This is a genomic window from Duganella paludis (genome assembly GCF_054461335.1).
Map to the genome: position 1 here is coordinate 5,869,352 of NZ_CM136922.1, position 14,064 is coordinate 5,883,415.

Annotated in this window: 9 protein-coding genes; 5 read left to right on the plus strand and 4 right to left on the minus strand. The window is 67.8% G+C overall.

Translation table 11 applies throughout. The annotated features are described in order from the left end of the window. Positions 1-102: 102 nt before the first annotated feature. Positions 103-1,263, plus strand: a complete 1,161-nt coding sequence (locus ACXZ1M_RS26015; protein WP_459050491.1) for a putative peptide maturation dehydrogenase — start codon at positions 103-105, stop codon at positions 1,261-1,263. Here ACXZ1M_RS26015 and ACXZ1M_RS26020 read toward each other — a convergent pair. The 4 genes from ACXZ1M_RS26020 to ACXZ1M_RS26035 form a co-directional block, all read right to left on the minus strand. Next, entirely contained in the window at positions 1,239-6,254 is a 5,016-nt protein-coding gene (locus ACXZ1M_RS26020; protein ID WP_459050492.1) for a response regulator, read from the minus strand. The genes ACXZ1M_RS26015 and ACXZ1M_RS26020 overlap by 25 nt on opposite strands. 144 nt (positions 6,255-6,398) lie before the next feature. Then, positions 6,399-7,601, minus strand: coding sequence for a DUF4861 family protein (locus tag ACXZ1M_RS26025; RefSeq protein WP_459050493.1), 1,203 nt, complete (start codon positions 7,599-7,601; stop codon positions 6,399-6,401). A gap of 13 nt (positions 7,602-7,614) precedes the next feature. Continuing rightward, positions 7,615-9,015: a glycoside hydrolase family 88/105 protein gene (locus ACXZ1M_RS26030; RefSeq protein WP_459050494.1), complete on the minus strand. Its 1,401-nt coding sequence runs from the start codon at positions 9,013-9,015 to the stop codon at positions 7,615-7,617. A 46-nt stretch (positions 9,016-9,061) separates the two neighbouring features. After that, complete coding sequence (locus ACXZ1M_RS26035) at positions 9,062-10,297, minus strand: MFS transporter (protein ID WP_459054075.1); 1,236 nt, start codon at positions 10,295-10,297, stop codon at positions 9,062-9,064. 81 nt (positions 10,298-10,378) lie between these two features. Here ACXZ1M_RS26035 and ACXZ1M_RS26040 point away from each other — a divergent pair, with 81 nt between their 5' ends. From ACXZ1M_RS26040 to ACXZ1M_RS26055, 4 genes are all read left to right on the plus strand, one after another. Beyond that, a complete protein-coding gene (locus tag ACXZ1M_RS26040) occupies positions 10,379-10,831 on the plus strand; it encodes a winged helix-turn-helix transcriptional regulator (protein ID WP_459050495.1) in 453 nt (150 codons plus the stop codon). Between the two features lie 96 nt (positions 10,832-10,927). Further along, on the plus strand, positions 10,928-12,118 hold the full coding sequence (locus ACXZ1M_RS26045; RefSeq protein WP_459050496.1) for an acyl-CoA dehydrogenase family protein: 1,191 nt from the start codon (positions 10,928-10,930) through the stop codon (positions 12,116-12,118). 10 nt (positions 12,119-12,128) lie between these two features. Then, complete coding sequence (locus ACXZ1M_RS26050; RefSeq protein WP_459050497.1) at positions 12,129-13,265, plus strand: acyl-CoA dehydrogenase family protein; 1,137 nt, start codon at positions 12,129-12,131, stop codon at positions 13,263-13,265. Next, entirely contained in the window at positions 13,262-14,059 is a 798-nt protein-coding gene (locus ACXZ1M_RS26055) for a hypothetical protein (RefSeq protein ID WP_459050498.1), read from the plus strand. Before ACXZ1M_RS26050 ends, ACXZ1M_RS26055 begins: the two co-directional genes overlap by 4 nt. Positions 14,060-14,064 lie beyond the last annotated feature (5 nt).

Sequence of the window (14,064 nt, forward strand, 5' to 3'; positions counted from 1 at the left end):
CCCAATCCATCCTACGCCGAACACCGTTGAATGCCAAGAACTTCATTGCTTACTTGCTAACGATAAGCTAGACTCGAAGCACCGCTAAGCCTGGAGGAAAAGATGAAGCTACGCCGTTGCGCCGTACTGTATCTGGAGTCCCGTGAAGCACTGGCTATCGATTGGAAAAGTGTGTTGTCCGGAGGCAACGCTCTGGCCGCCAGCACGCATTGGGTGGCGCTGGCGCCGCATCTGGACGTGGAACTGGATGTCAGCGCGGAGCAGGTGGCCGCGCTCGGCGCCATCGGCCAAACCGTCTGGAGCGAGCGCGCCGACGCCGAGCGGCGTTTCGGCGAAGAACTCATCGCCGGGCTGCTGGCACTGGGCCTGCTGATCGGCGACACGCCGCAGTACGCCGCCCAGCGCGAACGCGACGACACCTTGCGCAACACCCATTGGCGCCCGCTGTCGGCCCTGGCCCACACCTTCGGCCGCTGGCGTGGCGTGACCGGCGAGACCGGCATGGAGGCGCCCAGCTTCCAGGCCTTGCTAGACCGTTACGGCGAGCCGCCGCCGCCGACCCTGGACCTCGCGCCCGAGGCGGCGATCAAGCTGCCCGCCGTCGCCGGGGGGCGCATGGATGAGCAACTGCTGCAGCGCTACACGGGCCGCAATTTCGATCTGCAGGCCAGCGTGCCGCTGGATGTGGCGGCACGTCTGCTGCAGCGCACCTTCGGCGCGCAGGAGGTGCGCAAGGTCGGCCCGCATTCATCGGTGTTGAAGAAAACCAGTCCTTCCGGCGGCGGCCTGCACCCGATCGAAGCCTACGTGCTGGTGCAGCGCGTGGACGGCGTGGCGCCCGGCCTGTACCACTATCACCCGATCGCGCACGAGCTGCGTCCGCTGCGCGAGCTCGACGCCGAGGCGGCCGGCGCGCTGGCGCGCTACATGCTGGCCGACCAGCACTGGCTGGCGACCGCGCCGCTGCAGGTGGTGATGGTGGCGCGCATGGAGCGCAGTTTCTGGAAGTACCGCAATCACCAGAAGGCCTACCGCGCGCTGGCGCTGGACGCCGGCCACCTATCGCAGACCTTCTACCTGCTGGCGGCCGAGGCGGGGCTGCCGGCCTTCGTCACCGCCGCCATCAACGACGCCGATATCGAGAAGACGCTGGGGTTGGACCACCTGCGGCACGCGGTGGTGGCGATGTGCGGCTGCGGCCCGGCCAGCAAGGGCGAGCGCAGCATGGTGGAATTGCGTTACGGCGAGACCGAAGCGATCTGACCGGCGGTATTGCTGCCCGCCTGCCCGCCGTCGAGCACGGCTTCCAGGGCGGCGCCGAAGGCGGCCAGCGCGTCCTCGCAATGCACGCGGCGCGGCGACAGCAGCATTTGCTCCAGCTCGCTCGCGGCGTGGTGCAGCTCGTGCATGGACAGGTTGCCGGCCGCGCCGCGCACCTTGTGCACCAGCAGCGCGGCCTGCTCGTAAGCGCCTTGTTCCATCGCATCGAGCAACTGCTGCGGGCTGGCCTGGAACTCCATCACGAAGCGCTCCAGCAGCGTGGCCAGCAGCTTGCGGTTGCCGCCGAGCCGCGCCAGCACTGTCGCCATGTCGATGCCCGGCAGGGACGGCGGATGGACGGTGGCGTCGGCAGCGTCCGCCGCCTCTGACGCGGGGGCGGCGGCGGCCGGCGGCACGCGTTCCGGCGGGCGCCGGATCTGGCTGGCCAGCACCGCGAACAGGCGTTCCGGCTCGATCGGCTTGGTCACATAATCGTTCATGCCCATGGACAGGCTGCTTTCGCGGAAGCCGGCCACCGCGTGCGCGGTCATGGCGATCAGCGGCAGTTGCGCGTGCTGCGGCTTGCTGCGGATGTGGGCCGAGGCCTGGTAGCCGTCCATGCCCGGCATCTGGATATCCATCAGCACCGCATCGAAGTTGTGCTGGTCGACCATCCGCACCGCCGCCGCGCCGCTGTCGGCCAGCTCCACCATCACGCCGGCGCGCAGCAGCACTTCGCGCGCCACCTGCTGGTTGATCACATTGTCGTCGACCACTAGCACGCGCGCGCCGGCGATGCGTTGCGCCATCTCCGACGGCGCGTTCGAGGCTGCGCCGGCCGGCCGCGCCGGCAGGGCCAGTCCCAGGCCGACCAGCACCGCCTCTAGTAGCTGCTGCGCCTGCAATGGCTTGACCAGCACGGCGGCGACGCCGGCCAGGCCGACCGCCTGCGCCGCCGGTTCGCGCGCGAACTCGGTCATCATCATCACCAGCGGCGGCACCGGCGCCTGGGCCGACGCCAGTTCGGCGTGCAGCAGCTGCGCGGCGCCGGCGCCGTTGACGCCGGGCAGGTCCCAGTCCAGCAGCACGAGGTCAGCGCCCTGAGCGGGGCCCTGAGCTGCACCGTCAGCGGCGCCCTGGCCGTCGCCTGCCCGCAGCAAGTGTTCGACCGCCGCCGCGCCGCTGTCGACGCCGTGCACGGCGAAGCCGTCGCTGCGCAGCTGGCGTTCCAGCATGTCGCGCAGCATGGGGTTGGCCGTCACCACCAGCAGGCGCTTGCCGGCCGCCTCTGCGGGCAGCGGCGCCGGCGCCGGCAGCGCGCCTTGCTGGCGCTGCAGCGTCAGGTCGAAATGGAAGCGGCTGCCCAGCCCCGGCTGGCTCTCGATGCCGATCACGCCGCCCATGGCCTGCACCAGCTGCTGCGAGATGGCCAGGCCGAGGCCGGTGCCGCCGTACAGGCGCGTGGTGCTGGTGTCGGCCTGTGAGAAGGCGCGGAACAGGCGGGCCTGCTGCTCTTCGCTGATGCCGACGCCGGTGTCGTCGACCATGAAGCGCAGCCGCACCGCCGTCTCCGCTTGATCAGCGGCCGCCTCCAGCAGCTCCACGCGCAGGCCGATGTGGCCGCCGGCCGTGAATTTCAGGGCGTTGCCGACCAGGTTGACCAGCACCTGGTTCAGGCGCAGCGGGTCGCCGACCAGGCGCAGCGGCACCTCGGGCGCGGCCCAGGCCAGCAGTTCCAGGCCTTTTTCGGCGGCGTGCCACGAGAACAGGTCGGCGATCTGGGTCAGCGTATCGGCCAGGTCGAAGGGCAGGGCTTCCAGCTCCAGCTTGCCGGACTCGATCTTGGCGAAGTCGAGGACGTCGTCGATGATGCTCAGCAGGTTCTGGCCGGCGCGGCCGATCTTGGTGAAATAGTCGCGCGGCTTGGCCGGCAAATCCAGGTGCGTGCCGAGGCCGGCGAAGCCGAGGATGGCGTTCATCGGCGTGCGGATCTCGTGACTGATATTGGCCAGGAACTCGCTCTTGGCGCGGGTCGAGGCTTCGGCGTCGGCGCGCGCCTGCTGGATGGCGCGGATCGCGCTGGCCTTCTGGAAGGCCGACACGAAGGGCTCCTTAAGCGCGCGGAACATGTCGAGGTCCTTGCGCGCGAACGGCGTGTCCTGCTTGAACACCAGATAGCCCTGTACCTGCTGCTCGACCCGGATGCGCACCGCCAGCATGGTGCTGTGCTTGAGGAACATGTCGGGCGCGATGATGCTGGCGCCGTCGACGAACTGCGCGTGCGCCGCCGCCAGCGACATGCCGGCGCAGGCCGACGGCAGCGCGTCGTGGCCCCAGCTGGCGCGGATCTCCAGCGTGTCGCCGGGCGCCTCGCAGGTCAGCGCATAGGCCACGCCGACCTCGCCGATGGCGCTCGATTCGCGCAGGATGGTGTGCAGCAGGGCATCGAAATCGAGTTCGTCGTTGATCGACTTGACGATGGCGTGCACGCGCTCCAGGTGCAGCGTGCGCGAGTACACCTGCTGCTGCAGGTTGCGCACGCGCCAGCGGTACACGCCCCACGCCAGGGCCAGCACGCCCAGCGTGGCGCCCAGGCGGGCCCACCAGGTCTGGTACCAGGCCGGCAGGAAGTGCAGCTCCATGCTCAGCTCGTGCGGGCTCCAGGCGCCGTCGCGGTTGCTGCCGCGCATGGCCAGGCGGTAGCGGCCGGGCGGCACGTTGGCGTAGGTGGCGGCGCGGCGGCTGGCGTCGGCCTCGATCCATTCCTTGTCGTAGCCTTCCAGGCGGAAGGCGTAGCGGTTGCGCTGGCTGGCGGAAAAGTCCAGCGACGCCACCTCCACCTCGACCTTGCGGGTGCCGGGCGGGATCGCCAGCGCCGCGCCGCCCGGGACCAGCAGCGGCGCCGCCAGCACCGTGTCGCGGTCCAGGTGCACGGCGCTGACCACCAGCGGCGGCTGATAGCGCCATGGTTGCGGCGGTTCCGGCCGCACCACCACATAGCCGCCCGAGGTGCCGAACACGACCTCCGATTGCGCCGTCATGCCGACCGCGCCGACGATGTAGGGCTGGAACACCAGGCCGGCGGCGCGGTCGAGCACCTGCACCTGCAGCGTGCTGGTATCGATCGCGGCGATGCCGTCGGAACTGGAGGCCCACATGCGGCCGCGCTGGTCGGGGTGCAGGGCGGTGGCGGTGTTGTTGGGCAGGCCGTTGCCGACGCCAACGCGGCGGAATTGCGGCGTGCCGTCGGCCGCGCGGCCTTCAAGAATGGCGATGCCGTCGCCGATACTGCCTACCCACAGCCGGCCCTGGCCATCGAAGGCCAGGCTGGTGATGAAGCTGCGCGGCAGCGAGTTGGCGGGTGTCGGGCCCGGTGCGAACTGCTCGGCCTTGCCGCTGGCCGGGTCAACGCGGTTCAGGCCGTTGCGGGTGCCGACCCACAGCGCGCCGTCGGGCCCGGCGCGCATGGCGGTGATGCGGCTGTCGCTCAGTCCGCCGCTGGCGGCGCCGCCCTGGCTCAGCACCTGGGCGCTGCGTTGGCGCAGGTCGTAGCGCATCAAGCCGGCCGGCACGGCCAGCCACAGCGTGTCGCCCTGGCGCACGATGCTGCCGATGCGCGGATACGGGTCGCCCACCGGCAATGGCACGCGGGTGGCGCGGGTGCCTTTCCCGCTGGTGTGGTACAGGCCGAGCGCGGTGGCGATCCAGGCCTCCTGCGGTTCGGCCTCGGCCATGCCGAGGATCAGGCGCTTGGGCAGGGCGGTGTCGGGATGGTCGGGATCGGGCCGCAGGCCGGCGCTGCGGCGCCCGTCCGGCTCGATCAGATCGATGCCTTGGTCGCCGAGCGCCACCCACAGGCGGCCGCCGGCGTCGTTCATGAAGGCGAAGGCCGAGATTTCCTGCAGGCCGACGCCGTCGAGGATGGTGTCGACGGTGCGGTTGGCCGGATTGTGGATGTCGACGCCGCGTTCGTTGGCCACCCACACCAGGCCGCTGCGGTCGCGCCAGACGGCGGCCACGCGGTCGTGCGCCAGGCTGATCGGCATGGCCGGGCGGTGCACGATGCGGCGGCCGTGGCCGTTGGTGTCGAACTCGATCAGGCCGCCGCCGTAGGTCGCGGCCCACCAGGTGCCGGGCATGGTTTCGGTCAGCGACAACACCATGGCGTTGCCGGCGTCCGGCACCTGGTCGATGCCGAGCAGGCGCGCGCCGTCGCCGGCGCGGGCCACGCCGATGCCGCTTTTGAGGGTGCCGAACACCACCTCGCCGGCGCGGTTGGTGCCCAGCGACAGCACGGCGTCGCCGGCGCCGTTGGCGATCGGCAGATCCTCGACCTGGCCGCTGCGGGCGTCGCGCCGGGCCAGGCCGGCGTTGGAGCCGATCCACAGGTCGCCGGCGGCGTCGGTCACCAGCGCGCGGATATGGTTGGCGCTGGCGCCGCCGGCGGCGCTGGCGGCGCGCGGGAAATGGCGCACCGCGCCCTGGCGCGCGGTATCGATGTAATCGAGGCCGGCGGCGGTGCCTACCCAGATGCCGCCCTGCGCGTCGCTGGCCAGGGCGACGATGGCGGGGCTGCTCAGGCCTTTCGGCCCGGCCGGATAGCGCACGAAGCGTTCGGTCAGCTTGTCGTACATGGCGACGCCGCCGGTAGTGGTGCCGAGCCACAGGCGGCCCTGGCGGTCGACGTGCAGGGTCTGAACGAAATCGCCGGGCAGGGAATGGGGATCATCGGCGCTGAAGAAGAAATTGCGCATGCGGTAGCCGTCCCAGCGGCCGAGGCCGGACTGGGTGGCGAACCACATGAAGCCGTCGCCGTCCTGCGCGATGTTCATGGTGATGGGATTGGGGAAGCCGCGTTCGGCCGGCACCAAGTGCTCGAACATGGTGGGCGCCAGCTTTTGCCAGGGACTGGGCGCAGCCCACGCCAGCAGCGGCGCCAGGGTCAAGGCCGCCGCCGTGGTGCGTCCAGCAAAAGTAGAGAAAAAAGTGCGCACAGAGGACCGTTTAAAAGGCTCCCATGCCCAATAGCAATGGGAATTGCGTTTGGAAGCATACGGAATACTTGGTCCACTGTCTATGGAATACAGCGCGGTGTGCGCGCAGGCGCACACGCGTTGACAAACAAGCCAAATTCGGGGTCAGTCGGTGCTGACGGTGGCTTTCAGCGGGTGGGCGGCGCGGGCGGCGACCAGTTTGACTTTCTCCTGCCATTCGGCCGGGGTTTTGACGTGGCCTGCACGGTCCCACGCGGCGCCGAGGTAATAGCGCAGCGGCTTGCCCGATTCCACCGGCGCGACGATCAGCTCGTTCAGCGAGTCTTCCGCCGTGCCGCTGGCCGTCGGCAGCACGACGGCCGTGCCGAAAGCGCCGTTGCTCGCCTGCGTGACCCATTGCGTCAGCGTCACGCCGTCGCGGCCGACCGTGACTTTTTCATCCTGTTTCTTGTCGGACGGCTTTTTGTTCAGGCCCACCGCCACCGTCAGCTGCGCTGGGCCGCTGAAGGTGAAGGTGCTGTCCATGGTGTCGAAGTCTTGCCCGGCGTCGACCGTGAAGCGCTTGACTTCGCTGACCTTGGCGCCGGCGGCGTCCCAGCTGTCGTAGTTCAGTTCGAAGACGGTGCGGATCGGGCCGTTGGCCAGCACTTTCCAGCTGGCGTAGTTGCGGCCGACGTAGAGCTGCTTGCCGTCCCACACGCCGGTGCCGCCGGCGCCGCGCGACTTGCCGACGTTGTATAGGTCCATGCCTTCACCTTCGTCGTGGTGGTAGTGGTCGTGGCCCTTGTTGTACCAGCGGTCGACCACCGGATAGGCGACGCGCTTGAACCAGATGTCGAGGCCGCTGGTCACCAGCACTTCCTTGCCGATACCCGCCGTGTCCGGCGCGCCGAGCGCCGGGCCGTAGGTGCGGTGCGCGACGTGGTCGTTTTCCCACGCGAAGTCGTCCAGCCGCTCCGGAATGTAGCGGCCGAAGGTCTTGGCGGCGAACGGTGGCGTGACGGTCTCGGATTTCTCGACCGTGAAGCTGGCCTGTTGTTCACCGGCGGCAAAGCTGTGCTGGAAGTACAGTTCGCCATAGGCGATGCCGACGCCCTGCGGATCCTTGGCCTGCGGCTTGACGTTGCTGACCTGGTAGGGCAGCACATTGCCACGGCTGTCCTTGACCGTGATCTTCTGGATCAGCGCGCCCGGCAGCGCGCGGTTGATCTCGCTCCACGGGATGGCGATGGTTTCCGACGGCCGCGCCAGGTTGAGGTCGTGGGTGACGGTGATGCGCGCTAGCTCGGCGGCGTGCAGGGCGCCGCCGGCCAGCAAGGCGGCCAGGGGCAACAGGCGGATACGCATGGCGGTGTTCCTCTTATTCATGGCTGTAGTTGGTGGCGCCGGCTTCCTTCGGCACGTAGTGGTAGGTGCGCAGCTTGACCTGGATGTCGATCTTCGGATTGTTGAGCAGCTTGATCATCTCGGCGCCGGCCAGTAGCGCCGGGCCGTAGCCGTGCAGCGCGTCGACGCTGGTCGGGCGGTTGTAGTAGTAGATGTGGTCGCTGGCGAAGGTGGTGCCGACGCACGTGCCTTCCACCTGGCCGCGCGCGTTGATGCGGGTCGACAGGCCGACCCAGCCGGCCTGCGCGATCGAGCCGTAGGTCGCCGGGCTGACCCAGCCTTCGTTGACGGCGTGCGCGATCACATAGGTGAAGATGGCGCTGGCCGAGGTCTCCAGGTAGGAATCGTGACGGTCCAGCATCTGGTGCCACAGGCCGGTGCCCGATTGCTGTTCGGCGATGCCGCGCAGCGCCACGCGCAGTTGCGCCAACACTTTCGGATAGCCGGGATGGTCTTTCGGCAGCACGTCCAGCAGGTCGCTCATGGTCAGCACGGCCCAGCCGTTGGCGCGGCCCCAGTAGAAGCGCGGCGCGTCCGGGTTGTTGGCGTTCCAGCCGTGGGTGTACAGGCTGAGCTGCGGATTGAACATATAGCCGGTCATCTGCAGCACGTTCTTGACGGCGTCGTCATAGTACTCGCGCTTGCCGGTCAGGTGGCCCATTTCGGCCAGCGCCGGCACGCCCATGTACATGTCGTCGGCCCACAGCGACACCGCCTGCGGACGTTCGCGCGCCAGCGTGCCGTCCTTCAGGCGGAACTGTTTCTTGTAGACCCAGTTGCTGCAGATGTCGATGAATTGGCTCATGTCCGGCCCGACCTTGGCGAAACGCGCGCGGATCAGGGCGGCGCACATGGAACCGGCATCGTCCAGCGAGCGCGGCTCGATGAAACGGGCGAAGCTGTTGGCGCGTTTCAGCTTGAACTGGTCTTCCTGCGCCTTGAAGTAGGGCAGCTTGTCGTGCATGAACTGGAAGTGGCGCTCGATCATGGCCGTGTATTTCTTGTCGCCGGTGACGGCGGCGCTCTTCAGCAGGCCGTCGTGCACCACGCCCATTTCATAGACCTGGAGGCCCCATTCGGCGCTGCTCGGCTCGACCACGGCGTCGGCCACCGGCTTGCTGAAGTCGGTGATCTGCACGCCGCTGTCCTTGTGCACCACCCTGGTCGGCGTGGTCGCTTCCATGTAGCCGCGAATGCGGTCCAGCGCGGACGTGATCTCGGCCACGGTCGGCTTTTTGTAGGGCACGGTGTACGTGCCTTCGCCGGCGTCGTAGACGCTTTTGTTGTCGGGATTGCGGTACGGACCTTCGGCGTGGGTGGGAAGGGCGAACAGCGTGGCGGCAGCGGCCGCGAGCAGGACTTTAGGGGAGATCACGGTTTCTTGTCTCGTTGTTGTTAAACGTTTATTTGGTCAGGCCATTCTAGATTGGTCCGGCCAATTTTGCAATCCGGACAGGCCACTTTGTGAAAAACCAGAACAACAGCGCGGCCAGGCTAAGGCCGGCGCCCAGCAGGCAGGCGCCGTGCCAGCCGGCCTGTGCGTAGACGGCGGTGGCGGCCAGCGCGCCGCCGCCGCTGCCGAGCGCGTAGAACATCATGTAGGCGCCGATCAGGCGGCTGTGGGCGTGGGCGTCGCCTTGCAGGATCAGGCTTTGGTTGGTGACATGCAGGGCTTGCACGCCCAGGTCCAGCGCCAGGATGCCTAGCACCAGCGCGGCCAGCGATACGGGCGCCCATGCCAGCGGCAGCCAGCACAGCAGCATCACGCTCAGCGCCAGGCCGCTGGCGCGCTGCGCCCGGCCTTGGTCCGCCCAGCGGCCAGCGCGCGCCGCCGCCAGCGCGCCGGCCAGGCCGACCAGGCCGAAAGCGCCGATCTGCGTGTGCGAGTAGCGGTAGGGCGGTGCGCTCAGCATCAAGGCCAGCGTGCTCCAGAAGACGTTGAAGGCGGCGAACATCAGCAGCGCGATCACGCCGCGCACCTGCAGCACGCGGTCACGGTGCAGCAGTGTGAAGGTTGAGCCCAGCAGGCCCAGCCAGGACAACGGCGCGGCGGCCGCAGATTGTGCCGGCGCGGCGGCCGATGACGCCCGCGCAGCGGTGTGCGGCGGTGCCGCCGACGGCAGGGAGCGCCACAGCAGCGCGCCGAGCGCCAGCATGAGCAGGGCCGCCGCGCCGTACACTGCGCGCCAGCCGGCGAGGTCGGCCACCAGGCCGGCAAATACCCGCGCCAGCAGCAAGCCGGCCACCACGCCGCCTTGCGCCGCGCCGACCACCCGGCCGCGCTCGTGCGGACCGGCGGCGCTGGCGGCACTGGCGATCATGCCTTGCGTCATGGCGGTCCCGAACATGCCGACCGCCAGCATCGCGGCCATCAACGGCGCCGTGCCCGACGCCATGCAGACCGCCAACAGGGCCAGCACCAGCGCCGCCAGTTGCGCCAGCAGCAGGCGCCGTCGCGGCAGCCGGTCGCCCAAGGGCACCAGCAACAACAGCGCCAGCACGCTGCCGACCTGGGTGACGGTGACCACGCCGCCCACCGCCGCGCGGCCGATGCCGAAATCGGCGGCCAGCGCGTCCAGCAGGGGTTGGGCGTAGTAGACATTGGCGACACTCAGCCCGCTGGCGCAGGCAAACAGCGCCACCAGGGAACGCGACATGGTTGACATGGAAAACTCCTTGATCTGGTTGCAAATTAAAACTACTTGCAGCGTACCGTAAACCAGTTTTAAAATGCAACCATGGTCAAACGAAAATCCCTGCAGGACGATTCCTGTCCCGTCGCCCGCGCCGTCGATCTGGTGGGCGACCGCTGGTCCATGCTGATCGTGCGCGACGCGTTGGACGGCATCCGCCGCTTTGGCGACTTTCAGCGCAACCTCGGCGTGGCGCGCAACATCCTGTCCGACCGCCTGGCGGCATTGGTCGCAGAAGGCTTGCTCGCGGTCCAACCGGCTTCCGACGGCAGCGCCTACCAGGAATACGTGCTGACGCCGAAAGGCGAGAGCCTGTTTCCCGCCATCGTCGCCCTGCGCCAATGGGGCGAGCGTCACTTGTTCGCTCCCGGCGAGGCGCATTCGACGCTGGTTGAAAAGGCCAGCGGCCGGCGCGTGGCGGCCATGCAGCCGCTCGACCACGACGGCAATGTCCTGCGCGCGCCCCAGGCTGTGGTGAAAAAACTCGCGGCGAAGTGAACAAACGCGTGCGTTCTGTCGCCCTTTTAAAGAAACATGGGCTACAATGAAATGAACGGTCGTGCTTTTTATTAAGGCCGCAAAAAAGGAGACAGCATGGATTTGACTTACACGGCTGCGGACCTGGCGTTTCGCGACATGGTGCGCAGCTTCCTGGACACCAACCTGCCGAGCGACCTGCAAAAGAAAGTCCGCAATCACCTGCGCCTGAGCCGCCAGGATTATGTGCGCTGGCACCAGATCGTCGCCCGCCAGGGCTGGGCCGCGCCCGGCTGGCCGGTGGAATACGGCGGCACCGGCTGGAGCGCCACCCAGCGCCATATCTGGGAAGAAGAGTGCGCGCGATCGGGCACGCCGCCCATCCTGCCGTTCGGCGTCAACATGGTGGCGCCGGTCATCATGGCGTTTGGCAGCGAGGCGCAGAAAGCGCACTACCTGCCGCGCATCCTGAATTGCGACGACTGGTGGTGCCAGGGTTATTCCGAGCCCGGTTCCGGTTCCGACCTGGCCTCGCTGAAAACCAGCGCCGAGCGCGCGGGCGAGCACTACATCGTCAATGGCCAGAAAACCTGGACCACGCTGGCGCAGCACGCCGACATGATCTTCTGCCTGGTGCGGACCGATAGCACCGTGCGCAAGCAGGAGGGCATTTCCTTCCTGCTGATCGACATGAAATCGCCCGGCATCACGGTGCGCCCGATCATCATGCTCGATGAAGACCACGAGGTGAACGAAGTCTTCTTCGACAACGTCAAGGTGCCGGTGCAGAACCTGATCGGCCAGGAAAACAAGGGCTGGACCTACGCCAAGTATCTGCTGGGCCACGAGCGCACCGGCATCGCGGCGGTCGGCCGTTCCAAGCGCGAGCTGCTGTTCCTCAAGAAAATCGCTTCCGAACACTACAAGCACGGCAAGCCGCTGATGCAGGATCCGGTATATGCGGCCAAGGTGGCCAGCCTGGAGATCGAATTGATGGCGCTGGAAACCACGGTGCTGCGCGTGATCACGCGCGAATCGCACGCGCCGGGGCCGGAAGCGTCGCTGCTCAAGGTGCGCGGTTCGGAAATCCAGCAGCAGCTGACCGAACTGATGGTCGAAGCGTTGGGGCCGGACGCGCTGCCGTTCGATACCGATTATCTCGAAGGCAAGGCCGACCACGCGGTGACCGGCGACGACGCCGCCGCGCCGCTGAGCGGCTACTATTTCAACTTCCGCAAGACCTCGATCTACGGCGGTTCCAACGAAATACAAAAGAACATCATCACCCAGATGATTCTGGGCTTGTAAGGGAGCGGCGATGGATTTCAATTTCAAGGAAGAGCAACTGCAATTTGCCGATGCCCTGCGCCGCTGGGTGGACAAGGATTACGGCTTCGACGTGCGCCAGCGCATCGTGCATTCGGCCAGCGGCGTCTCGGACGCGGCCTGGAACACGCTGGTGGAGCTGGGCATGACAGCCTTGCCGGTGCCGGAGGAGCAAGGCGGCTTCAGCGGCGACGCGGTCGACATGCTGGTGGTGATGCAGGAGCTGGGACGCGGCCTGGTGGTCGAACCGTACTTCGCCACGGTGTGGGGCGCCAAGTTCCTGCAACTGGCGGGCAACCAGCACCACCGGCTGGAGGACGTGGCCAAGGGCGAACTCAAGCTGGCGTGCGCGCTCGGCGAAAAGCATGCGCGGCACGACCTGGCCGACATCAAGACCATCGCCAGCATCAATGGCGAAGGTTACCGCATCGACGGCACCAAGACTGTGGTGGTCCATGGCGGCCAGGCCGGCGCGCTGATCGTCTCGGCCCGCAGCGCCGGCACCCAGCGCGACACCAACGGCATCAGCCTGTTCGTGGTGCCGGCCGACACGCCGGGCGTGGTGATCCGCGACTACCGCACCATCGACGGCCAGCGCGCGGCGATGGTGCAGTTCAGCCACGTGGCGGTGCCGGCTTCGGCGCTGCTGGGCAAGTTGGGCGGCGGCTGGGACATGCTGGAAGAGGCGGCCGACTACGGCGTCAGCCTGTTGTGCGCGGAAGCGGTGGGGGCGCTGGACGCGATCTTCGCCGCCACGCTGGAGTACGTCAAAACGCGCAAGCAATTCGGGCTGGCGATCGGCAGCTTCCAGGCCTTGCAGCACCGCATGGCGGACATGTACATCCACCTGGAGCAGGCGCGCTCGATGGCGATGCTGGCGGCGGCGCGCATGTCGTGCGACACGGAGGAGCGGCGGCGGGTGGCGTCGGCGGCCAAGGTGCGCATCGGCCAGGCGGCCAAGTTCATCGGCCAGCAGGCGGTGCAGCTGCACGGCGGCATGGGCGTCACCGACGAACTACCGGCGGCGCACCACTTCAAGCGCCTGACCATGATCGATCTCACGCTGGGCGACGTCGACCACCACCTCGAACGCTTCGCCGCCCAGCGCAGCTTCCAACAGCACTCGTGAGCGCCGCCGCGTGGAACTGGAACTGGCGTTGGACGTCGGCGTCGGCGCTGCTGTACACGCTGGCGTTTAACCTGACCTTCTTCATCCAGGAGCTGTTCCTGGTTCTGCCCAAGGCGGCGGTGCCGGGACTGCGTCCCACGCTGTTTCACAACAATCACCGCTGGCAGGGCGACAGCCCATTGGCGGCCTTGTTTCAAGGCACCGGCGCACTGGCCACGCTGCTTGCCGGCATCGCCTGCGCAGTGCTGTTGCGTCGCGGCGCAGGCAAGTCTGCCGGCATGCGGCTGTTTTTGTTCTGGATGGCGTTCAGCGGCATTTTCATGGCGTTGCCGCAAGTGGTCATCGGCGCGCTCAGCGAGCAGAGCGACATCGGCATGGCGATGGTCTATTTCGGTCTCGGCGCAACCAGCAAGAACGTCGCCGCGCTGCTGGCGCTGGCGCTCGCTCCCTTGGCGGCACGCAGCCTCGGGCTGATCCTGCTTGCGCAGGTGGGCAATGTGCAGCAGGTCGGCGCCGCGAGCTTCCTGTTCCGATACGTCACGGTACCGGGTTTGCTGGCCTTGCCGTTGATCGTCCTGTTCCGGGTGCCGCGTGAATGGATAGAAGTGCTGATGGTGCCGCTGGTGGTCACCGTGGTGGGACTGGTGGCGCTGCATGCGGTCTTGTGGCGCGCCAGTGTGGCCTCGGCCGGCGCCGCGCCTGCGGAGGCGTCGCTCGCCCGGCCGCTGGCTGGCGTTCTGGCGCTGCTGTTAATCTTTCAGTTGTTACTCAGGCCTGGTGTGCATTTCTACTGACGACG

Bases quoted from the DNA above. Each gene is read 5' to 3' on its own strand.
- ACXZ1M_RS26040 (WP_459050495.1), top strand. From the start codon at position 10,379: ATGGTCAAACGAAAATCCCTGCAGGACGATTCCTGTCCCGTCGCCCGC.
- ACXZ1M_RS26035 (WP_459054075.1), bottom strand. From the start codon at position 10,297: ATGTCGCGTTCCCTGGTGGCGCTGTTTGCCTGCGCCAGCGGGCTGAGT.
- ACXZ1M_RS26015 (WP_459050491.1), top strand. From the start codon at position 103: ATGAAGCTACGCCGTTGCGCCGTACTGTATCTGGAGTCCCGTGAAGCA.
- ACXZ1M_RS26025 (WP_459050493.1), bottom strand. From the start codon at position 7,601: ATGCGTATCCGCCTGTTGCCCCTGGCCGCCTTGCTGGCCGGCGGCGCC.
- ACXZ1M_RS26045 (WP_459050496.1), top strand. From the start codon at position 10,928: ATGGATTTGACTTACACGGCTGCGGACCTGGCGTTTCGCGACATGGTG.
- ACXZ1M_RS26050 (WP_459050497.1), top strand. From the start codon at position 12,129: ATGGATTTCAATTTCAAGGAAGAGCAACTGCAATTTGCCGATGCCCTG.